The following is a 22,650-nucleotide window of genomic DNA, read 5'->3' as shown; positions in this document are numbered from 1 at the left end:
GTTTTATCAGAACTTCGTCCAGTTATCGTTGCTGCCGTGGTGTATGTCTGACTGTGGCGTTAATCTCACCGACTTCGCTAAAGGACTGCTGCTGTATGGTTTTACTTCGATCTTCCGGACTGATGCATCCTCACTAAACGTAAATGCAGCCACCAGACCGTTCAGTGCCTCAGCCTGCTCAGTCAGTGAACGAGCAGCGGCAGAGGCCTCTTCGACCAGCGCGGCATTCTGCTGCGTCACATCATCCATCTGATTGACCGCCTGATGTACCTGACCTATTCCCAGAGACTGCTCTTGCGCGGCAACAGAAATTTCGTCAATCAGGTCGGTGACCTGACGTACCGCATCATCCATGCGCGTCATGTTTTCACCAACATCGCTGGCCTGGGACGCTCCAGCCTCGACAAAAGCAATGGAGGACTCAATCAGCTCCCTGATGTCACGCGCTGAGGCGGAAGAGCGTTGCGCCAGGCTTCTGACCTCGCCAGCCACCACCGCAAAACCACGCCCCTGCTCGCCAGCACGCGCTGCTTCGACCGCCGCATTGAGCGCAAGAATGTTGGTCTGAAACGCCACGCCCTCAATCAGGGAAATGATGTCCGTAATTTTAGCCGAGCTGCTGCGGATGTCAGACATGGTTCCAATCATGGTACGAACCTTAACCGAGCTGTCATTCGATATCTCACGGGCATTTTTCGCAAGCTGGCTTGCCAGTCGGGTGTTTTCTGCCGTCTGGCGAACCGTTTCGCTGAGCTGGGACATGCTGGCGGCGGTTTCTTCCAGAGAAGCGGCCTGCTCTTCGGTCCGGGAGGACAAATCGTCATTGCCTGCGGCTATCTCGCCTGAAGAGGAACTGACTGAATGTGCTGCCTGCTCCACCGCATTCAATGAGGTGGCAACGTTACTTACCAGGTGGTTAAACGCCTTTGCAGTAAGCCCTATCTCATCCCGGCGTGAGTCGTCTGCCCTGAGGGTCAAATCCAGATGTTCACTGGCTCTCTCCATTACCGAGCGCATTCCGTTAAGATGTCGGCGAATAGACAGAATGGTTCTGACCGTGAAGAAGCCCAGTATCATAATGGCTGCAGCAGAGCCAGCAATGAGTGCCCACAGGGTCTGGTAATAGGTGCGGTTATTCTGGATGTTATAAGCATTGCCGATGTCAACGTTAAACTGACGTTGTTTCAGATAATCGGCAATCAGGCTGCGGGTCGTGGCGCCTACACCGTCATTACCCTGAATAGCGGGCAGGGCGACGTCATCATTCTGCGCTCTGGAGCCGGCAAGAAAAACCGGTAACCTGGCCCTGATTTCCTGAATTTTGGCCAGTTCCCCCTCCGTCATCTGCCGATCAGCCTCGTTAGAGACGTCCTCTTCTAGATAGTGGCGGGTATTTGTAATCAACTTGTCAATGCGCTCGTTTATTTCTTTTTCAAACTGTGCCTGCTGGGTGAGGCTTTTTGAACTCTGATGACGGTAAAGCCAGATAATAAGCATGTTGCTGCTGTTAATCAGATCATCAATGTCAGTTATGGAAGGAATGGTATTTTCCTGCACATACTGAAAACGGGTCTGGAATCCTGTAACCACGGATACGGAGGCCGTAACGATGGTAATCAGTGATATCGCCAGTAGTGAGAAAGTTAAAAAAAGGCGCTGTGAAATAGTCATGATTTGCTCCGGTTTTTTGAATATTAAGTAAGTCAGTGCTTACCTTCGTAGACAGTTTCGGAAGAAATCATGCCGACTTGAGTCTGAAGTGTACCTAGATGTGTAAACTGTGATTGTAGAAACAGTAAATTGTTAACTACAATTTTTCCTCTCGCTCCCTGAGACACGCTTATCTGTTTTTTCACTTCTTTGTCTGCTTTGTGCCAGGAGCGTACGTTGCTAGGATGTCGGTGTATTAATCAAAGGGGAGTAGGGCAGGATTTATTCTCATGTTTTATAAGAAAAAATGCTTAACTTTTGCAAAGAAGGAAGCAATTAATGGCCGATTTAATGTGGCAGTTTGATGACCAACCCAATACAGCAGTTATAGCGAATAGAAAAATATTTTCTTCAGGGGGATGAATATCTTATGTTTGTCACGATAGCGAGGATGGATGTTGGCAATTCCATATTAATCATCCAAAAGCACTAAATGAAGAGGATGCCGTTCTGGTAAGCCTCGAAAGCGTTATTAACCTGGATTTATCTCTAAATACTTTAGCTGATCTTCCTTTGGGATGGTTCGCATGGAGAGCTTCTGTGAAGGAAGTTTGGAAAAGGGCGCAAAAGAGTGATTAAAATCATGCTCTTTATTTTCATAAATTCCCAATAAAATTTAATGGAAACCCCCTCTTGTAATACGAAATACCAGGTTTACTTATAATGATAATTCATCTTTAAATTCAACCCATTGCATTACATAAGTTCTGCAAATACTGTATGAGTGGCCTAAAACCTGATCCTGTATAACCCCACTGTTGTGAAGAGACCTTAACGTTCGCTCTTCACTCATAACTGACCGCCAATCTGAGCTGACACCCCTATCACAACTCAGGTGTTGACGTACAATAATTATCTATACACAAACTGCCTCTTGGTGTAGTGATTAAAATATTTTTCGATGAATAGAGCGTCACAATGAAAAAATCTATCCGGTTTTTTACCCTATTATCTGTAGCAATTACACTGTCAGGATGCCTGCTGACGAATGATGCCGTTAACGGAAGATTCAAATATGAACCATCCCACAGCTATGCCTGGAATGTCTTTGTAGCATCCAAGCAGGATCCCTGGAAAGACAAGGATGTTTCGTCAGAAGATCTGAAGCTTTCCGGCAATAAACTCTATTACTGGGGAGCTCCAGATGATAGTTCTCCCTATAACCTGAGTAATCTTGATCTCCGAAGTTTGATAACTGTATATCCACATGCAGGTTTCGCATCAGAAGATTGGGAGCGCTCGGGATTGATTGCCTGGCTTCCTCATGAGCTGGCCTCAGACCAGGAGTCGGCTATGCGCATGTACATTGATACAATGAGAAAGGCTACCGAAACGGCGTTCAGGAACGTGGAGATGGGAAGCACTGATAAGATTATGGAAGGAGGTTACAACAGTATTATTGACACATTTTTCAAAGGTAAAAATACAGGTAAAACTGTCTATATTGGGGTGAGTTTTACTGATGAGGGTCTGGGCTGTGTAGATGAATACAGATCAATGGTAAACAGACCAGACTGTGGTTATACCATGAGGCAGAGTGGCATTTCGGGAATATATGAAACGCCATCATTCCTGACACGCAATTCAGACGGAAAACGTTACCTGTTCAGTGGTGTAATGGGGGCTAGCTCGCTGGATGTCAGTGCGCTGTCCCGCGGAGATGTCCTTAATACGCCAGAGCTTGCCCGAAAACGTCTGCGCGTTTTGCAAAAGCTAAGTAAAGAGCTGCCAGAATGGGTATTTATTTACCAGGCAGCAAAGCATGAATACGGGTTACCAGCACTCATTATGAATAAGGGAGTAACATACTTTTTCATCAGATAGTGAGTAATAAGGTTATATGGTTAAAGCCGCCGACAACTGGCCTAGCAAGACAGGAAATCCTTTCCGGGGCCGCCGCTTAAATATCCCCATCCAGAACCAGTAGTCGGGCCGTGTGCACAGCGGCTCAATTACCCTGCGAACAGCCACGACGGTGAAAAGAACATAGACAGCACCGATCCGGCATTCATCGGAGAAGACACAGGCCTACTACTTTTGAGTTGCGCGTGGACGTGGGTATTCATTCAGCGGGCCTATCCATTCTGATGTTTTCGTTTCATTGCAAAAGTCCGTTCCTCGCTCAAAGCGGACATCCTCAATACGTCCAAAGAAGCAATTAAGTAAGTTCAAGACTGGATATGACGTGCTTCAGCTCAGCAAACCTTTCACCCCGAATAGGCAATAGTGGACGAGGCAGGCAGTTTTCATCAGCCATTCCAAGAATACTGGCAGCAGCTGCGATGATTCTAAAACCACCTCCGTACTGATGAAAAAGCTCCCAAAGTGGGCTGAGTCGTCCGTGATGTTCTCTTACTGCAGTGTGGTCACCCGCCACTGCCGCATCTGTTATTTTCTTTGCCAAATCAGGGAAAAGACCACCAAATACAGAATACCAGACCTCACAGCCGGCTATAAGGCCGTTAGCAGCAGAGCTGTCACCACTGATGCCGATTGTCACGTCTGCAGGCAATATACCGCGTAGGTTCCTGACCCTGGAAGCGGCAGCCTCCATATCCGAAGGAACGGGCGGAATTTTGAGCGAATGAACGGCTGGCAGAGTTGCAATTTTACGGTGCAGGCTATCTGAGAAGGTAAAATGGGTTTTCCCCGGATTGTCATAGACGCAGAGGGGAACCGAGACATTGCGGGCTACCATTTTAAAGAGTTCGTATACTTCTTCTTCATATAGTGCCTGGTATGAAAGTGGAGGCAGGAGCAAAGCACTGGCGCCAGCTTCCTGCGCATCATCAGCCAGCCGTAACACTTCATCTGCGCTCACTGCTCCAACACACACCATTACTGGAATATTATCGGCATTGTCTACAGCCAGTCTGGCTATCTGCTCACGTTGTTCACGGGTCATATAAGCGTAACTGCCTGTCGATCCAAGCACGCCGAGAGAATCGACTTTCGCATCTGTCAGTCTTCTGAGTATTCTCAGGAAGCTTTTCTCATCAGGAGAGCCTGACATAAACGGAGTGAGTGGAAACGCGCTCAGACCTTTAAACATGACTTTTCCTCTTTCATCTGACTTATAGACGGATTGCTGAACGACAAAGCTGTTACTGCGAAATTTGCAGTGAGTCAGGGCCTGCTTGTATTCCTTTTAAGGTATCGTTTCAGGTTCACTGCGTTTACGAAGGAGTTCCTGTCCCGAGTCTTGCCCAGGCCCTGATTTACTTCACATCGATTAATACATAATTCCGCCAGTAAAATCATCATACGGACCCGGACCACATTACTTGCTAAAACAGCATTAACCTGAGTTTTACGAACAGATAGCCGTCTGGCCGGCGCCTGGCTGGATGATGAGATCTGCCTGGTCAGTTACGCTTACGACGGAGAAAACCAGTTAAGCGCGGTAACAGGGCGGGGCGGCAATGTGCGCCGCCGCTTCCGCTGGCAGGACGGTCTTATGATCGCCCATGAAGACCGCAACGGCCTTCTCAGTGAATATCGCTGGCGGGAAATTGACGGCCTGCCGAGGGTGGTGGCGTTTCGCCACAGCTGTGGCGAGCAGCTGACACTGGAGTACGATTTTGAAAACGGCAGGCGCCGCGCGGTCAGGGACGACGGCGCAGAAGCCTGCTGGCTGATTGATGACGATGATAACGTTGCATCCTTTACGGACTATGACGGGCGCCAGACGGCTTTCGTTTATCGAGATGGCGAGCTCTGTGACGTCATACTGCCCGGAGGCGCTATCCGCCGCAGTAAATGGGACAGGTATGGCCGGCTTGAAGAGCAGACCGATCCGGCCGGCCGGCGGACCGGATACCACTGGTATCGCCTGACAGACAGAATAGCCAGCATTGTCTATCCTGATCAGACGTCGTCTCAGGGCATTTATGACCTGAAAAACCGGCTGTTATCCGAAACGGATGTCGCCGGAAGCACCACGACGTATGCGTATCCGGACGATGAGGAAACGCTGCCCTTGGCCATTACCGATGCAGCCGGCGGCGTGGTCCGTCTGAAATGGAACCGCCAGGGGCTTCTGACAGAGCGGACGGACTGCTCCGGAAGCATCAGCCGCTTGAGCTATGACCGTTTCGGGCAGCTCATCAGCAGTGAAGATGTAGAAGGCCACATCACGCGCCGTAAATGGAATGACTGCGGGCAGCTGACTGCGGTCATCCGCCCCGACGGCTCTCAGGAGTCGCTGCGCTGGAACAAACACGGGCAGCTGTCAGCGTGGCGGGACCCGCTTGAAAGCGAGACGCGCTGGCAGTACAACGCGCTGGGTCTTCCGGTCAGCCTGACTGACAGGATCGGGCGTACACGCCGCTGGCAATGGAGCCCCCGCGGTGACCTGCTGAGGCTTGATAATGGCAACGGTGGGGAATACCGGTTCACCTACGACGCCGTGGGGCGCCCGCTTACAGAAACACGGCCTGACGAAACCATCTTGCGAATGGAATGGGATGCGCGGGGATTTCTTGCCGCGGTCGAGGAAAACGGAAGACCGGCTGCAGACGGAGGCATCGCGCGGCGACTGCAGAGTTACAGCTATGACGCCAGCGGCCTGCTGACCGGACGCGCTCACCGTCATGCAGAGTACCGTTATTTACGTGACGTGAATGGCCAGCTCAGCCGCGTAATGCGCAGCCCTACCGAAGAAGGTACCGCGCTGGGCATTGAAAGGGATGAAATTGCGTTCACGCACAATGCTGCCGGACGCGTACTGAGTGAATCAGGCGTTAATGGTACGGTCGGCTTCGAATGGGATGCGCTGAATAATCTGACGGCACTGACGCTTCCCGGCGGGCAGCGCCTGTCCTGGCTGCACTACGGTTCTGGCCATGTGAGTGCCGTCCGTTTCGGCCAGCAAATGGTTTCGGAGTTTACCCGGGACCGGCTGCACCGCGAAACGGCGCGGACGCAGGGGAGCCGTGAACAGGTCCGGCAGTACGACAGCCTTGGCAGGCGCACGCTGCAGCGCAGCCAACTGATAACGGACATCGCCCTGCCTGAGCAGGCTGTCCTGACGCGACAGTATCGTTATACCGCGCGTGGTGACCTTGCCGGGATCAGCGACACGCTGAGAGGTGAGGTTCACTATGGCCATGATGCCGAGGGCCGTCTGCATAAGCACTACGAGTCGCGTCAGGGGCACAGCAGTACACACTTCCGCTACGACGCCGCAGACAATCTCACTGAAGATAAAAGCGCCCTGCCGGTGACCAGCAACCGCCTGGAGCACTGGCAGAATCTGTTCATGAAATACGATTACTGGGGCAACCTGGTCAGTCGCCGCTCAGGTCTTTATGAGCAGCATTTCGTTTATGATGCAGAAAACCGGCTTATATCTGCGCGGGGCCTCGGGCCCGAAGGCCGCTTTGAGGCGAACTATCACTACGATGCGCTGGGCAGGCGAACCCGTAAAACGGTTACGACCAGCCACGGAACCACGACTCTCCGTTTCCTGTGGCAGGGATACCGTCTGCTTCAGGAGATTGATGAAAGCGGCCAGTGCAGTACCTACATTTACGATCCCGTTGAAACCTGGAGTCCGCTGGCCCGTGTAGACCACCATCAGTATGAGGGATATGGCCAGATATACTGGTTCAGCACCGACATTAACGGTGCACCACTGGAGGTGACTGACGAACGCGGGGCTTTGCGTTGGAGTGGACATTACGGCAGCTTCGGTGAGGTTAATTACCAGACGGAAGGGTTTTTGCGTCAGGCGCAGAGCGCAACGCTGTCACACCAGCCACTGCGCTACGCGGGTCAGTACTCTGACAGGGAAACAGGCCTGCACTACAACCTGTTCCGCTACTACGACCCACAGACCGGCCGGTTTACTGTACAGGACCCGATAGGGCTGAAGGGAGGGTGGAACCTTTATCAGTATGCCCCGAATCCGCAGGGCTGGATTGATCCCCTGGGCCTTACCGGAAAACCGCTGAACTTACCAGATATGTCTAAATGGCTGGATAAAGGTGGTACGGTCTGGCAGGAAACAGACGGCAGGGCGTGGGTTTATCAGGACTGGGAAGGGAACGTCGTACGATATCCTGACGGTTACCCGGACTTTACCCCTTACGAAAGACAGAGCGTGGACGTTCCGGATTTGAAAGGCGACCACAGCAAGTCTCCGGGGGGTGACTTTGGCAAAGCGGATGCCAGAGCGAGCAAAGGCATGGCGAATTATGACGTGAATACCTGGCATCATCATGAAAATGGCGTCACAATGCAGGAAGTTCCAAAGAAAATACACCGCCGGTTCACACACAGGGGTGGTGTGTCTCATATCAAAGCTAACTGTTAACAGAGCTTAGGAGGCGCGGGTGGCTATTTTAACGGGTGCGGGGCTCGGGCAGACAGATATCGATCTGCTTGCCAAAAACTTTGCGGTTACTTTTCCTGATGATTACAGGGATTTTCTGGCGAAATATAACGGACTGAGAGTCGAGTCACCCGACTACTGTGACTTACCTTTTGATAGAGTTGATAACGGTTACGTATCATTTGATGCTTTATTCGGTCACGATGTCAGCAACGAAAATTATGATATTTCCGTTATGAATGATGAGCTCCTTGATGAGCTTTCTTTCGTCGAGAATGCTGTCATTATCGGTATTGATCCGGGTGATAACGGTTATGTTCTGATTACGGAAGGTGAGCAATCCGGGGTTTATTACTGGGACCGGTCATGCCTGCACGTCGATGATGCAAAACAGGATTATGACATCGCAGGTGATAAGGATTCCCAGCATCTGTACTTATTTGCCGGCACTTTCCAGCAGTTCTTTGACATATTGTCGGGGCTGACAATCCAGAAAGGAATGAGCGTTTCTCAAGGCTTATAACCGCTCTGTGCCAGCGCCCTTATTCCTGTGCTAAAGGGATAAGGGCAGTGTCAGAGATGGACTTCAGGGAGAAGTGAGGCAGGAAAGGATGGAAACGGACCAAAGTAAGTTCGTAACAGGACGTCTTATTCCAGCCTTTAAGTGAACTATCGTAGCTACCGCAATGTGAATATACAGGCCGCACAGCCATGAAAAACAAATCCGGCGATCCAAGAAAAAGACATGCGGCAAAGATTGCTGAATCGGCCAGGAAAGCCGAAGTCGCTAAAAATTTTCAGGCTGATAACAGACATGAGCATACCAATAAAACCTTTTTAGGTTTTATTATTATGCGGGGTATGACGCAGCCATTGTCTTACAATACAGATACAAATAAATGGTCGAAAAATCCAACCATAGCAACCCTTTTTCCGACAGTCACCGCGGCCGAAGCTGTCATTGAAAACCTGACTAAATACAGCAAAACTGCTGAAGTTCGAACACTGAAAACAGATGGCCGTTTTTATTCCTGCTCATCAATATCGTGGACAGAACTAAGAGAGTATCGTGAGAACGAGCGGACCCAGCAGTGAAGCCGCGCGCAAAATGTGAAAACCCGCGGTGGTTCCGGCCTGCACGCTAACCATACTCTTTATTTAACATAATGAATGTTATACGCACTTAAAACTCAATATTCTTCCAAGAGGACAGACTTATAAAATGTTACCAGAACAGGCTTCACTGATGAATGATCCCAAAGATTTAGACGCGGTGGTTGCAGCACTCCTGGCTTTTCTGGCACCCACAATCAGAGATTTTTGTATAACAAACCGGATGAAGAAAAACCTTGTGAAAATTCTGACCGTCGACGTCAGCACCCGCATTAACAAAATAGACAAATTTCAAGCTAAGGCAGATTGCAAAGCTACAAGGAGGGTTACAGACTTTTGAAACTCCTCCTGGCTAAACAGGGTGTGGGTTAAAAGACTACTGGACCGGGACCAATATCCTTAAACATTCTCCACCTCCGAGAGTTAAACTGATTGTAGTAGACAGTCGATGAATGCGTCAGTAATGTCAAAAGAAAGTCATTTGTCACATTTAGTCTGTTAGTCGTCCAGCTTTAACCGACTTTTTTAATGTTTTGCTGCTACGTTAAGGTTAAGCATCATGGTAAAAATGAATCGCCACGAGTTTATCAGACACCTCAGAGTCATTTAAGATGACTTAAAAGAGAGGTGCACATGAGCGGTAAGCGTTATCCCGAAGAGTTTAAAATTGAAGTAGTCAAACAGGTTGTTGATCGTGGTTATTCTGTTTCCAGCGTTGCAACACGTCTTGATATCACTACCCACAGCCTTTACGCCTAGATAAAGAAGTACGGTCCGAATTCTTCCCTTCATAAAGAACAGTCAGATGCTCAGGCCGGGATCCGCCGTCTCCATAAAGAGCTGAAGCGGGTTACCGACGAACGGGACATATTAAAAAAAGCCGCGGCGTACTTCGCAAAGCTGTCCGACTGAAGTACGCCTTTATCCGTGATAACATCTGTTGCTGGCCTGTTCGTCTGCTCTGTCGGGTTCTGGATGTGTATCCCAGTGGCTTTTACGCCTGACTTCAGCAGCCGCATTCACAACGCCATCAGGCAGACCTGAGACTGACATGAAGGATTAAACAGTTCTGGCCGGAATCGGGATGTGTCTATGGTTATCGCAAAATCCATCTGGATCTGCTATGAGCGGGCAGCCAAAGCGGGAGCGGTCAGATAAAGAGTAAGGCGTCACACTAAGAACTGCACCTGCATGGACGGGATTAAAATATGCGGAGGTCATAAAAATTGCCCACGCCGTGTACGCATGATTTACAGGCAAGTGCCTCATGAGTTCCACCAAATTCGAGCACGTCAAAAGTGTGAAAATTTATTCGTAGTATGGATTGAAATTATTGAGTGCCAAATTGTGAAAGGTTAAAACTGTTGAATCTTCCAAAATACAGGACATATTTAATTTGGTGAATAACGCTGATGTTTTAAAGGAGCATCTGATTCTGGTACAAAATAGGTTAATAGTAAGGTATACGATTAACGATGCCACAAGTCAGCATTTCCCCTGCTCTTGTAATTCGTTACTTCCCTGTTCCGAATGCATTGCCTCCCCGATTATTGCTTCAGGCTTTCCCGCTTAGTGGATCTGAATGATATTGACGTCAGGATGCATCATTTAGCACCTGGAATCAAAGCTCATGCACGAAATTCTGTCTCTGCAATGTTGAAGCTGCGCATTCTTAATCGCTCTGAATGCTGAGCGTGAAAATATCCTTCCGGCCTCTGGATTTGATGTGGAAGCGATTACGCACTTATTCTCAACCTTCAGCGAAATAAACACCACGCAAACTGAGGTCGGGGGTGTACAGGCACACAGCAAGCCATCCTCCCGTAAAGATTCTGTCACGTCTATATAACGCTTTCCCGGAGCCATATCCTGGTGAAAGCTGTCAAATAAAAAACTGATTGTTTGCCATGCAGTTGGCCCCAGAGCGTCAGGCCCGGGTAATAATTAACTCAGCCGTAATTCTTAACCGCTAAAAAAATTTTATTTTTTACACTTTCATGTGTATTGAAACTTTTCAGAGAGTTGACCGGAAATGTTACAGCGGCTATAACCCTATTAGGTTCGATACTAAAATCACAAGATTTTAAGTTTAACCAAGTTGCTTTGGTATAGAAATATTTCACTCTTGCCCGCGATAAGTCAGGATGTTATCCGCATCTTCGTGGTTAAGATTTTTTCTGCACACAGCCAAGGTATTCTGAATATGTCAAATTCTGACAACGACGCCCTACCGTTGCAAATGTGCGCAAGCGAGGACGCCCAACAACAGCGCGCCATCATTGACGTAGCGCCGGGAAAGCCAGGGATTGAAGCCCGCTGGACATCGAGTGCCAAGAGCGGAATTGGTAACGCCCTTTCACCTGATTCCCGCGTCTGGTTCACCTTAAGCCACGGCATTCTCAACGAAATTTATTATCCGCGCGTTGACAGCGCCTGCACCCGCGATTTTGGGTTCATCATCACCGCCCCTGAAGGTTATTTTTCAGAAGAAAAGCGCGATTGCTCAACAGTAACCCATACGGTCTCGCCAGGCATTCCGGCCTTTTCGATCGTTAACACGGCCCGGGATGGTCGCTACCGGCTCGAAAAAGATATCATCACGGATCCTGCCCGTGACTGTGTCCTCCAACGCATCCGTTTCACCGCGCTAAAGGGGGATGTTGCGGATTACAAGATCACCGCCCTGCTCGCTCCCCATCTGGTGAACGCCGGGCAAATGAACACCGCATGGATCAGTGAATTTGAAGACAGGCCCGTGCTTTTCGCCACGGGTCGCTCTCGTTACTTAGCGCTCGTCTGCGATATACCCTGGACGGCAATGAGCGTGGGCTTTGTCGGCACGTCAGACGGCTGGCAACAGCTGAAAAAATACGGGCGCATCGCGAATTCGTATCAGCGCGCGAACGATGGCAATGTCGCCCTTGCCGGTGAGCTGGCATTCACTAGTGCCTGCCGTGAAGCCACGCTGGCAATCGGGTTCGGCCAGACAGAATCCGAAGCCGCAGCGGCGGCAACCGCCAGTCTGAAAGCAGGCTTTGACAAAGCCCGCAAGCACTACATCAGCAACTGGCAAGCATGGCAGAACACGCTCATTCCACTCGATCAACTCGAGCGGAACGGTGTGAATACATACCGGGTGTCAACCGCAGTTCTGGCCTCGCATAAAGCAGCCGATTGCCCCGGTGCTGTTGTCGCGAGCCTGACGATTCCGTGGGGATTTTCGAGGGGCGATGACGATCTGGGAGGCTATCATCTGGTCTGGCCGCGTGACCTGGTCGAAACGGCTGGGGGATTCCTGGCAGCCGGCGATGCCAACGAAGCACTCGCCATACTGGACTATCTCCGACGCGTTCAGGAGCCCTCCGGGCGCTGGCCACAGAACCTGTGGCTCGATGGAAAACCATACTGGTCAGGTATCCAGATGGATGAGTGTGCCTTCCCTGTTCTGCTAGCCGATATGCTGCTCCGACTTGGTCATCTCGATAAAAAAGCGCTGAAACACTTTATGCCCATGCTGCGCGGTGCGGCCCGCTATATTTTGACCAACGGCCCGGCGACCGGCGAGGATCGCTGGGAAGAAGACGCGGGCTACAGCCCGTTTACTCTGGCGGTCGAAGTCTCCGCTCTCCTTGCCGCCGCGGACCTGCTTTCGCTAGACGGCGATGAGGTGGCTGCATACCATCTGCGCGAAACCGCCGACTGCTGGAATGAGCAGATTGAAAAATGGACCTTTGCCGGAGAGCCCGATTTTTGCGCATCAGTTGGTATTGCCGGTCACTACGTCCGCATCGCTCCCCCCGGCGCAACGGATGAAGCAAGCGCATCCGGCGAAACCGAGATCCGCAACCAGACGCCGGATCGGGCGATTCTGTCCACCACCGATGTCCTGAGTCCGGATGCCCTGGCATTGGTGCGTTTTGGTCTGCGCGCCGCCGACGACCCGCATATCGTGGATACGGTAAAAGCAATCGACCACAGTCTGCGTGTCGAACTCCCTCAGGGGCCACTATGGTATCGGTATACCGGCGATGGCTATGGTGAGCACGAAGACGGCGCGCCGTTCGATGGTATCGGCCAGGGACGTCCCTGGCCCTTGCTGGCGGGCGAACGCGCGCATTACGAGCTGGCAGCGGGCAGGCGCGAGGTCGCGGAGGCGCTCTTATCCACGCTGGAGAAGTCGGCAGGTCCGGGCGGGTTGTTACCGGAACAGACCTGGGATGGGCCCGATATTCCTGAAAGGGAGCTGTTCTTCGGCCAGCCAGCCGGGAGCGCCATGCCACTTGTCTGGGCGCATTCCGAGCATATTAAACTCGTGCGGTCGCTCCGCGATGGCGCGGTCTTCGATATGCCACCGCAGGGCGTCGAGCGCTATATCCGGAATAAAACCGCATCGCACTTGCGCATATGGCGCTTTAACAACCGCCTGTCTTCTGTTCCTGTCGGGAAGCAACTGAGGCTGGAAACGGAAGCGAACGCACTGGTGCACTGGAGCACAGATAACTGGGCGACCGTCTCTGACAGCCCGGCGATCCCTTCCGGACTTGGCACATACTATGTGGACCTGCCTTTACAGCATGAGGACGCAGGAACCCGCGTTGTCTTCACCTTCTACTGGCCTGATGTTGAAAACTGGGAACACACCGACTTCACCGTTCAGGTTGTGAATGAACCGGAAAATCAAATGCGCATTGACAGAGAGGAATGATATGCAGATTGGAATGGTAGGACTCGGCCGTATGGGCGCAAACATGGTTCGTCGTCTTCTTAAACAGGGCCATGATTGCGTGGTCTTCGACGTGAACGCCGATAACGTTGACGCACTGGTTAAAGAGGGAGCAACCGGCGCGTCGTCGCCAGCCGATCTTATTGCTAAACTGGCGGCGCCGCGCGCGGTCTGGCTCATGCTGCCTGCCGCGATCACACCGAAGATTGCGCGGGATTTCGCATCAAAGCTGAATAAAGGCGACGCCATCATTGACGGGGGCAACTCCTTTTATCGTGAAGCGATCGATCTCTCTGGAGAGTTTTCCCCCCTTGGGATCGACTATATCGACGTCGGTACATCGGGTGGCGTGTGGGGCCTGGAACGTGGCTATTCCCTTATGATCGGTGGCCCGCAGGCGGCTGTGAAGCGTCTGGATCCGATTTTTGCGTCGCTCGCGCCCGGTGCCGGTCAGCACATTGAGGAAGATGCGACCGTAGGCACAGCGCCGAGAGGCTATCTTCATTGTGGGCCGGTGGGCGCCGGACACTTCGTCAAGATGGTACATAATGGCATTGAATATGGTGTGATGGCCGCCTATGCCGAAGGCCTGAATATACTGAAAGCCGCCAATGCCGGAAACGGCGAACGAGAGGCAGATGCGGAAACCGCGCCTCTGTCCCATCCTGAATATTACCGTTTTGACATCAATCTTCCCGCCGTTGCGGAGGTATGGCGACATGGCTCGGTTATCGGTTCCTGGCTGCTGGATTTGACCGCCGAGGCGTTGAAGCAGGACCCGCACCTTAAAAACTATGATGGTCGTGTGTCAGATTCCGGTGAAGGCCGCTGGACACTGCAGACAGCGGTGGAAACGGGCGTTCCCGCGCCGGTTCTCGCGTCTGCTCTCTTCGGGCGTTTCTCTTCTCGTGGTGAAGCACTGTTTGCTGAAAAAGTTCTTTCAGCCATGCGGCACGCCTTCGGTGGCCATCTGGAAAAAACCCGCTAAAGCGGAGGGATACAGCGATGGTGCAGCAACGATCAGACGTACTGGTAGTGTTCGGTGTCACGGGCGATCTTGCCTATAAAATGATCTTCCCTTCACTCTATGCAATGGTGAAGCGTAACACGCTCAATACGCCCATTATCGGTGTGGCGTTTGAAGACTGGACGCGCGACCAGTTGATTGTGCGTGCAAAAGAGTCGGTTGAAAAACACGTTGATGAGTTCGATGAGGCAGTCTTTGCTGCGCTGGCGGACAGGCTGTCCTATGTTTCCGGCGATTATCGCATTCAGTCAACATTCGATGGATTGCGCGATGCGCTGGGGGACCATCATCACCCGCTCTATTACCTGGCTATTCCCCCCTCGCTGTTTGAAACGGTCGTCACAGGTCTGCAAGAGGCAGGTATCGCGAAAGGTGCCCGCCTGATGGTGGAAAAGCCGTTCGGCCGCGATCTCGCGTCGGCAAAACAGCTGAACAACGTGCTTCACAACGTTTTCGATGAGGACGTGATTTTCCGTATCGATCACTTTTTGGGGAAGGAAGCCATCCAGAATCTCCTTTATTTTCGCTTTGCCAACAGCTTCCTCGAACCAATATGGAATCGCGATCATATCGAAAGCGTTCAGATTACTATGGCCGAGGACTTTGGTATTAAAGGACGTGGCAAGTTTTATGATGAAGTTGGCTGCCTCCGCGATGTGATCCAAAATCACCTGGTGAATGTGCTTCTGTTGCTGACTATGGAACCTCCCGCCTCCGGCGCGTCTGACGATCTGGTTGATGAGAAAGTTCAGGTGCTGAAGGCCATTCCTCCCCTGTCAGACGATGATGTGGTTCGTGGACAGTTTGCAGGCTATACCGATGAACCCGGTGTCAACCCTTCCTCTTCGACAGAGACGTTCGCTGCGGTTCGTTTCCGGATTGCGACATGGCGCTGGAGTGGTGTTCCCTTTTTTATCCGTGCCGGAAAAAATCTGCCTGCGCATGCGACGGAAGTGATCGTGCGCTTCCGGCGACCACCCGTTACACTTTTCGATGACATTGCCAACGAGGCCGCTAACTATATCCGCTTTCGCCTTGGTCCGGATATTACGATCGGCATTGGGGCGCGACGCAAGGCGGCTGGCGAAAAGATGCGAGGTGAGGCCGTTGAGCTAACGGCGCTTGACGATGGCATCGGCGATATGGCGCCCTATGAGCGGCTGATAGGCGATGCGATGGCTGGCGATCGTCATCTTTTTACCCGACAAGACGCAGCGGAACTGGCCTGGAAGATCGTTGAGCCAGTACTGGATAAGAAAACCGTCCCCCTTTCCTACAAGCCCGGAACCTGGGGGCCGGATACGATGGCAGACTTTGCGCCCCCCGGCGGCTGGGTCGATCCCGATTGAGTTATGGAGCACTATCAATGACGCGGCAACCTAAAAAGAAAAAAGATGAAATCGTTCTGGCCATCGACATCGGCGGAAGCCATGTAAAAATCCTCTCCAGCGCTGGCGGGGTGAAAAAGAAGGCGGACAGTGGAAAGACAATGTCTGCGGCTGAAATGGTTGCTGTGGTTAAGAGCCTGGCTGAAGGCATGACCTACGATGTGATTGCAATGGGATATCCCGGTCCGGTCGCCCACAACAAACCGCTTCGGGAACCCGCCAACCTCGGTGAGGGCTGGGTGGGATTTGACTATGCGGGCGCATTCGGTTGCCCTGTTCGTATCGTCAACGACGCCCTGATGCAGGCGCTGGGTTCCTATCAGGGCGGACGCATGCTCTTTCTCGGTCTTGGCACGGGATTAGGTGCTGCGATGATCGTTGAGAATGTCGCTCAGCCCATGGAGATTGCTCACTTACCTTATCGCAAGGGCAATAGCTATGAACATTATGTGGGTGAAGCCTATCGGATAAAAAAGGGCAACAAAAAATGGCAAGAGCGTGTTTTTGATGTAGTGGAGATGCTGACCGCCGCGTTACAGCCTGAGTACGTCGTCTTAGGCGGCGGAAACGTAGGTGAACTCGATTCACTTCCGCCCAACTGCCGGAAAGGCGACAACACGCTGGCATTCGAAGGTGGATTTCGTCTCTGGAACGACCCAAACTTGATCACGTGATTCCTGCCTTTTAAGAAAGCCAGAATAGCGGTGCTGTGTTTTAGGTTTACTGCCGTGAACGTTTATTCGCGGCAGACTAACGAAAACCGCCAGCGAATGCGACATTCATAGCTGGCCGACCCGCCCCGTCATTGCCGGTGACCGGCATCGGTGGGTTAAGAAAACCTGTCAGAAACCCCAAAAAAGCCTGAAAATGGCGTTTTTTATTGCTGCTTCATACTGACTGACATCACCCACTTTATCCCCTAACGCTTTCACCGGGACAGATGCAATGTCGGTTGTCACAACGCGGTACTTGCTGCCGTTAACCAGTACCTCAGGATAAAGTTCACCTGAACCCACGAACTCGCCCGAAAGAGCAAGGGGGGCAACCATTAAACGGCCTGGTGTGTCTATCAGGTAGCTTTGTATTTCAACAAGATAAGGATATTTTTTACCATTCTTGTGTGAGTAAACGTCAAATTGCATCCCTACCAGTTCCTGTACATATCAGAAAGCGATCCCTCTTCTCCCACAAAGTCAGAGAAGGCTTTCATGCTTTCACGGTTTTCTTCTTTCCAGCGTTCAGCCCGGATTCTGCGAGCCTCAGTAGTGACAAGCTCGTTAACCATTTTAGAAAGGTTTAAGCCCGCAGATGAAAATATCTCGTAGGCTTCTTTATCAATGGTGACGTTAGTTCTGTATTTCATGTACACCTCCGAAGTGTGAGTTATAAGTATACACTGCTGATACACACCAGCAAGGAACGATTTTTAGGTGCATTCTGCTTTCACGATGCGCCTGGTTTGACCCGCCCGAAAAGCGTTGTTCAGCTTGTCAGACTGCCTATAACCCAGAATGTACAATCACACTGGCCCAGAGAAAAATGTCTGCTCAGATAACAGGCTCTTTCTGAATGAGTGGCCACTTTGTTTACCGTCTTGCACGGGCCAAAGCAGATAGCCGTGAAGAAAAACGAAACGGTGACGATATACTAGCTGACCACTTGTCCGCGTTTCTGATGCGGATAGCTTTCTGTTGAAACCTTTCAGCGACAGGAAGGAAGGTGAATGCAGGAAGCGGATTAATGTAAGTGCAGGTTAACTCTCGTTGTGCGGCAAGAGCGGAGGGACGGCAAAAAGCTCGTCCTGGTGGTCCGTCTGCCGTGGTTACTCATACACAATAAAAAAGTTTCAAGCTAGCCATTTGACTGGAGCACCGCATGTTAGACACCAGCATATATCACACCTCAGAAACAACCACCGGCGTTTCCTGCTCACCCACTAACCTGGTGACCCTCAGGGACAGAAATAATAAAACATGGATGATCCAGAAAGAGCTTATTGCCTGGGTCCGTGAAGAAGAATTTTCAAAAGGCTGCCGCGTCGTTCTGTCGAACGACAAATGGTTTGACGTTCCTCTCGGTATCGATGAACTGGTAAGCGCGCTAGGTTTGCCGGTTCCACCACATACTGACGACTAAGTGGGCGCCGTGTGACAGGTGCATAAGTGCCTGTCCAAAAAATATTACAGAACTGCGATGCCATAGGTTGAATGCGTGTGCCGCTCAGAACGTGTCGTTGAGTCTGTTGTTAGCAGCATGGACATACGTAGGGTAACACCGCGTTCGCCCGGCGCAACAGCTTATCAGTCCAGTACATTCGCTCATAACAGGCATTCGGCACTAACATACCAACGACTTTTCCAGCAAAGTAATATTTTTGCCCGCCGAGTATTCGATCCGGAATTTATCCACATACCACAAAATCAATTTCAGCCCTCTGCCGCTTTCCTGGGTTATTGTCTGGTCAGAAAAAGCATCACAACGTGCCGCCTGGAGGCGTTCAGCGGGAAATACACTCCCCTCGTCCATAAAGCGAAGCGTAATGCTGATGTCTGACGCAATAAATTCCACTGTAAACCGGCGGTGACTGTCTTCATTTAGCGCATGACGAATGATATTGGTTGCTGTCTCACACGCAGCGAGATCGAGTGAGAACCGCCACTCATCATTCACGGGTAACGCATTGAGAATCAAAACGGGAAAACGGTGGGCAGTAATGTCCATGAGGAAAGCATTCAACGTGACGACTAAGGTAAATTGCCTGAAAACCCACGGTTTTTTTGCGAAAACCTCTTATGGAGTTGGGCTGATGCTACCGTGTACGGAGCACAGCCCTGTTTCACTGGCGGGCAGAGCGTTTTTCTTCCGCTTAGCCTCTTTGTTTCCTGAATGATGCTTTACGGGTACGTAAAAAACACCTGGTTGTCGTTCCGGCCCGCTCCGCCCTTCCTGCTTCTCCGGCTGAGGAAAAGATCCCGGTTTACTCCTTCACCACCGCCTCCGTCTTCACCCCTGGCTGTGCGCTTGCCATTTTGCTTCGGCTCAAAAATGCATTCAGCAAAATCGCCCCGAAGGTCGCAGTGCCGATCCCGCCCATGCTGAAGCTGCCGAGCGTCAGGGTAAAATTGCCTGCGCCTAAAACCAGCGTGACCGCGATCATGATAAGGTTGCCGTTCAGCCCCAGGTCGACGTGGTTTTGTACCCAGATGCGGGCACCTGCCACGGCAATCAGCCCAAATACTACAATGGATGCGCCGCCGAGCACCGGGCCGGGAATGGTGTGGATCAGTGCGCCAAATTTAGGTGAGAAGCCCAGCACAATGGCAATGACCGCCGCGGCGACGAAAATCAGCGTGGAGTAAATTTTGGTGACAGCCATAACACCTATGTTTTCTGCATAGGTTGTCACGCCTGTTCCGCCTGCGGAGGCGGACAGCATCGTCGCCAGGCCATCACCGACAAACGCGCGGCCCATGTAGGGATCAAGGTTTTTACCGGTCATACCAGCCACCGCTTTAATATGGCCGAGATTTTCTGCGACAAGGATTACTGCGACCGGCGCGATCATCAGCATGGCATGCGCGCTGAATACCGGCGTCGTAACGGTTGGTGCGCCAAACCAGGGTGCCTGAGCGACCGCGCTAAAATCCACTGGCGTGCCCAGTCCAAGGCCGTTGGTGATGACCATATAAATCAGATAAGCGGCCACCAGCCCCAGTAACAGCAACAGGCGCTGCACCAGACCGCGGGTGAATACGGCTACCGAACCGATGCAAAGCACGGTCATGACGGCCATCCAGCTGTCAAACGAGGAGGCGGAGACGCTGTGAATCGCAATCGGCGCGAGGTTTAGCCCAATCGCCATGACCACGGCACCGGTCACGACGGGCGGCATCAGACGTTCAATCCACCGCGTGCCAACCGCCATTACGATAAAACCGATCACCATATAGAGCAGGCCGCAGGCAATAATCCCGCCAAGGGCCACACCGATATTGGGATTCGCACCCTGACCACTGTAGCCGGTTATCGCGATAACCAGTCCGACGAAGGCGGCACTGGACCCGAGGTAACTTGGTACGCGGCCGCCTACCACCAGGAAGAACAGTAAGGTACCGATCCCCGACATCAGGATGGCCATATTAGCGTCAAAGCCCATCAGTAAGGGCATGAGGACCGTGGCGCCAAACATCGCTACCGTATGTTGCAATCCCATAATGATCGTCGTGCCTGACGGCAGCCGTTCATCCGGCGCGATGACGACGCCCTCCAGATTGCCTTCTCTTTTACGCCATTGCGGAAACCAAGTATTTGCCATGCACGACCCTTACTAAGTTGAGAGGAGTGAGTTAACAGGCTGTCTGACGCATCAGTGGGTGATAGCGCCGGTCGAAATACACCAGTCCATGGCCGTTGTCGTTGCGCTGAATAGCAACGACTTCACAAAACAAAATATCGTGGGTGCCGACGCTGGTGATCTGCGTAATGTTGCAGTCAAACGACACCAGCGCATCGGTGAGGATCGGCGATCCGGTGGCAAGGCTGGCCCAGTCAGCGGCCGCGAAACGCGCATCCATCGGTGTCTTTCCGCCGAACAGATTGGACAGCGACGCATGACCGTCTGAGAGCGTGTTAACGCACAGCACCTGGTTTTGCGTAAACGCCGCATGAACAGAGGCCGCGCGGTTCAGGCATACCAGCAACGTCGGTGGCGTATCGGTCACGCTGCATACCGCAGAGGCGGTAAAACCGGCCCGTCCACCTGCCCCGTCTGTGGTGATGATGTTGACGGCGGAACCCAGGTGCGCCATCGCATCGCGGAACTCTTGCTTTTCAACGGCAGCCTGTTTAGCAGCGGTTGCGGGCTGTGTGGCGTTCAGAGTGGATTGCATGCTCGTGTCCTCATAATGAAACAGGGTGCTTACAGCACGCGGCAGGCGCGGTCAAAGTCAAGACGCGGTGCGCGCGGATACAGTTTGCTGCTGTCGCCGTAACCGATGTTGATGAGAAAGTTGGATTTCCAGCCCGTCTGCGCCAGGAAGGTTTCATCCACTTTCGCATTGTCGAAACCAGACATCGGTCCGGTGTCCAGTCCGAGTGAGCGGCAGGCCATAATCAGATAGGCTGCCTGCAGACTGCTGTTGCGAAATGCCGTATCGTGCGCCAGCTGCGGGCTGGAGGTGAACCACGAACGCGCATCGCCGGAGGGAAACAGTTCGGGCAGTAATTCATAAAACGCAGGATCCCAGGCAATGATCGCCGTCACCGGTGCAGTCAGGGTTTTCTTCAGATTGCCGCTGGACAGCGCCGGTGCCAGTTTCTCTTTGGCCGCCTGGCTCTGGATAAACACAATGCGCACCGGGCTGCAGTTTGCAGATGTTGGCCCCATGCGCGCCAGCGCGTAAATCGTTTCCAGCTGTTCATGGGTCACCGGTTTATCCAGCCAGCCGTTATGGGTGCGGGCGTCGGTGAACAGGGTTGCCAGGGCGCTGGCGGTTAAGGCTTCGGCCATGATATCTCCGTTGAAAAGGGCTCGGACACGATGTCAGCTGCATGAAAAGCATGCCGCCGCAGCCAGTCCAGTAAAATCGGGTTAAACGTATCGGGGTCGGTCACACTCATGGCGTGACCGCCATACTGCATTTGCTGGTGCTCCCCCAGAGGAAGACGGGCAGCGAGATCGGCCGAGCGCTGCCAGGGCACCAGCAAATCGTCTTTACAGCTCAGCGCCAGCGTCGGTGCGATCACCCCGTCGAGCGAGGCGGTCAGGTCAGACGTCATCAGCGCCTGTAAGCGATGCAGCAGATTTTCCATTCCCTGAAAATGCGCCACCTGATGCTGGCGCTCTTCCTGCAATAACGTCTCATGCTCAGAAAGCCAGTCGCCCGGATACAGAAACAGGGGCTGCGCCTGAACATACGCATCCACCCCGCTGTTAAGCAGCAGGTTCTGACGGACCTCAAAGCAGCGACGCGTCTGGCTGTCGAGCGTTGCCCATCCGTTGATGACCACCAGACTTTGCAGTAAGGCCGGATAACGCAGTGCAAGATGCAGGCCAACGATGCCGCCGAGTGCGTGACCGACCAGATGGCAGCGGCGGATATCCAGCCCATTGAGCATGCCCGCCAGCTCATCGGCCATATCCTCCATGCGGTAACCGGCCGGAACGGTGCCCTGACTCAGGCCGGTGCCGTGCTGGTCATAAATCACGACGCGAAAATACTGTGTCAGTACAGGCAGTTGCGGCTGCCAGAAACTGCCGGAACCGCCCAGCCCTGAAGAGAGCACGACCGTGTCTGCATCGGCATTATCTTTACCTAATACCTTGTAATACATGCTGTTTCCTCAGGGTTATCAG

At 52.2% G+C, this 22,650-nt stretch carries 18 protein-coding genes and 2 pseudogenes; 11 read left to right on the top strand and 9 right to left on the bottom strand.

All coding sequences use genetic code 11. From position 1 onward, the window contains the following. Nucleotides 1-6: 6 nt before the first annotated feature. A complete protein-coding gene (locus C1N64_RS21710; protein WP_324030708.1) occupies nt 7-1,671 on the bottom strand; it encodes a methyl-accepting chemotaxis protein in 1,665 nt (554 codons plus the stop codon). Nucleotides 1,672-2,628: 957 nt separating this feature from the next. Here C1N64_RS21710 and C1N64_RS21705 point away from each other — a divergent pair. Beyond that, complete coding sequence (locus tag C1N64_RS21705) at nt 2,629-3,534, top strand: hypothetical protein (RefSeq protein WP_394515532.1); 906 nt, start codon at nt 2,629-2,631, stop codon at nt 3,532-3,534. 334 nt (nt 3,535-3,868) lie between these two features. Here the strand turns inward: C1N64_RS21705 and C1N64_RS21700 are convergent, their stop codons facing one another. Next, on the bottom strand, nt 3,869-4,762 hold the full coding sequence (locus C1N64_RS21700) for a dihydrodipicolinate synthase family protein (protein ID WP_367144060.1): 894 nt from the start codon (nt 4,760-4,762) through the stop codon (nt 3,869-3,871). 267 nt (nt 4,763-5,029) lie between these two features. On the opposite strand from C1N64_RS21700, the pseudogene C1N64_RS21695 reads away from it, so the two are divergent. The 9 genes and pseudogenes from C1N64_RS21695 to C1N64_RS21655 form a co-directional block, all read left to right on the top strand. Further along, nucleotides 5,030-8,026, top strand: a pseudogene (locus C1N64_RS21695) (RHS repeat-associated core domain-containing protein); the annotation flags it as partial. A 19-nt stretch (nt 8,027-8,045) separates the two neighbouring features. Continuing rightward, nucleotides 8,046-8,567, top strand: a complete 522-nt coding sequence (locus C1N64_RS21690; RefSeq protein WP_394515531.1) for an SMI1/KNR4 family protein — start codon at nt 8,046-8,048, stop codon at nt 8,565-8,567. A gap of 188 nt (nt 8,568-8,755) precedes the next feature. Continuing rightward, the gene (locus C1N64_RS21685) at nt 8,756-9,139 is read left to right on the top strand and encodes a hypothetical protein (RefSeq protein ID WP_367144058.1); all 384 of its coding nucleotides are present in this window, start codon (nt 8,756-8,758) and stop codon (nt 9,137-9,139) included. Nucleotides 9,140-9,290: 151 nt separating this feature from the next. Next, nucleotides 9,291-9,497 carry a hypothetical protein gene (locus C1N64_RS21680; protein ID WP_324030713.1) on the top strand — a complete coding sequence of 69 codons (207 nt, stop codon included), beginning with the start codon at nt 9,291-9,293 and terminating at the stop codon, nt 9,495-9,497. Between the two features lie 293 nt (nt 9,498-9,790). Further along, a pseudogene (locus tag C1N64_RS21675) lies at nt 9,791-10,278 on the top strand (transposase); the annotation flags it as partial. 1,082 nt (nt 10,279-11,360) lie between these two features. After that, nucleotides 11,361-13,862, top strand: a complete 2,502-nt coding sequence (locus C1N64_RS21670) for a glucan 1,4-alpha-glucosidase (RefSeq protein ID WP_367144057.1) — start codon at nt 11,361-11,363, stop codon at nt 13,860-13,862. Between the two features lies 1 nt (nt 13,863). Next, nucleotides 13,864-14,868, top strand: a complete 1,005-nt coding sequence (gnd, locus tag C1N64_RS21665) for a phosphogluconate dehydrogenase (NAD(+)-dependent, decarboxylating) (RefSeq protein WP_375096736.1) — start codon at nt 13,864-13,866, stop codon at nt 14,866-14,868. Nucleotides 14,869-14,885: 17 nt separating this feature from the next. Further along, nucleotides 14,886-16,256 carry a glucose-6-phosphate dehydrogenase gene (gene zwf / locus C1N64_RS21660; protein WP_394515530.1) on the top strand — a complete coding sequence of 457 codons (1,371 nt, stop codon included), beginning with the start codon at nt 14,886-14,888 and terminating at the stop codon, nt 16,254-16,256. Between the two features lie 17 nt (nt 16,257-16,273). Next, on the top strand, nt 16,274-16,969 hold the full coding sequence (locus C1N64_RS21655) for an ROK family protein (RefSeq protein WP_324030716.1): 696 nt from the start codon (nt 16,274-16,276) through the stop codon (nt 16,967-16,969). A 168-nt stretch (nt 16,970-17,137) separates the two neighbouring features. On the opposite strand, the gene C1N64_RS21650 is transcribed toward C1N64_RS21655, so the two are convergent. Together C1N64_RS21650 and C1N64_RS21645 are read right to left on the bottom strand one after the other, a co-directional pair. After that, entirely contained in the window at nt 17,138-17,437 is a 300-nt protein-coding gene (locus C1N64_RS21650) for a CcdB family protein (protein ID WP_394515529.1), read from the bottom strand. 2 nt (nt 17,438-17,439) lie between these two features. Then, nucleotides 17,440-17,658, bottom strand: a complete 219-nt coding sequence (locus C1N64_RS21645) for a type II toxin-antitoxin system CcdA family antitoxin (protein WP_006121899.1) — start codon at nt 17,656-17,658, stop codon at nt 17,440-17,442. Nucleotides 17,659-18,170: 512 nt separating this feature from the next. On the opposite strand from C1N64_RS21645, the gene C1N64_RS21640 reads away from it, so the two are divergent. Then, nucleotides 18,171-18,431, top strand: a complete 261-nt coding sequence (locus tag C1N64_RS21640; protein WP_054633991.1) for a hypothetical protein — start codon at nt 18,171-18,173, stop codon at nt 18,429-18,431. A gap of 201 nt (nt 18,432-18,632) precedes the next feature. Here the strand turns inward: C1N64_RS21640 and C1N64_RS21635 are convergent, their stop codons facing one another. The 5 genes from C1N64_RS21635 to rutD form a co-directional block, all read right to left on the bottom strand. Beyond that, entirely contained in the window at nt 18,633-19,016 is a 384-nt protein-coding gene (locus C1N64_RS21635) for an ATP-binding protein (RefSeq protein WP_394515528.1), read from the bottom strand. Nucleotides 19,017-19,272: 256 nt separating this feature from the next. Next, nucleotides 19,273-20,610 (bottom strand): pyrimidine utilization transport protein G, encoded by a 1,338-nt coding sequence (rutG, locus tag C1N64_RS21630; RefSeq protein WP_394515527.1) that lies wholly within the window; start codon nt 20,608-20,610, stop codon nt 19,273-19,275. Nucleotides 20,611-20,641: 31 nt separating this feature from the next. Further along, nucleotides 20,642-21,184, bottom strand: a complete 543-nt coding sequence (gene rutF, locus C1N64_RS21625) for an NADH-dependent FMN reductase RutF (protein WP_039339420.1) — start codon at nt 21,182-21,184, stop codon at nt 20,642-20,644. Between the two features lie 29 nt (nt 21,185-21,213). Continuing rightward, entirely contained in the window at nt 21,214-21,804 is a 591-nt protein-coding gene (locus tag C1N64_RS21620; RefSeq protein ID WP_006121913.1) for a malonic semialdehyde reductase, read from the bottom strand. Next, the gene (gene rutD, locus C1N64_RS21615) at nt 21,789-22,628 is read right to left on the bottom strand and encodes a pyrimidine utilization protein D (RefSeq protein WP_283789004.1); all 840 of its coding nucleotides are present in this window, start codon (nt 22,626-22,628) and stop codon (nt 21,789-21,791) included. The genes C1N64_RS21620 and rutD overlap by 16 nt, the downstream gene beginning before the upstream one ends. Nucleotides 22,629-22,650: the final 22 nt, after the last annotated feature.

This window comes from Pantoea sp. SGAir0215 (assembly GCF_043543215.1).
Note: the sequence above shows the minus strand (reverse complement) of the source record. Positions and strands in the feature narration are given on the sequence as shown.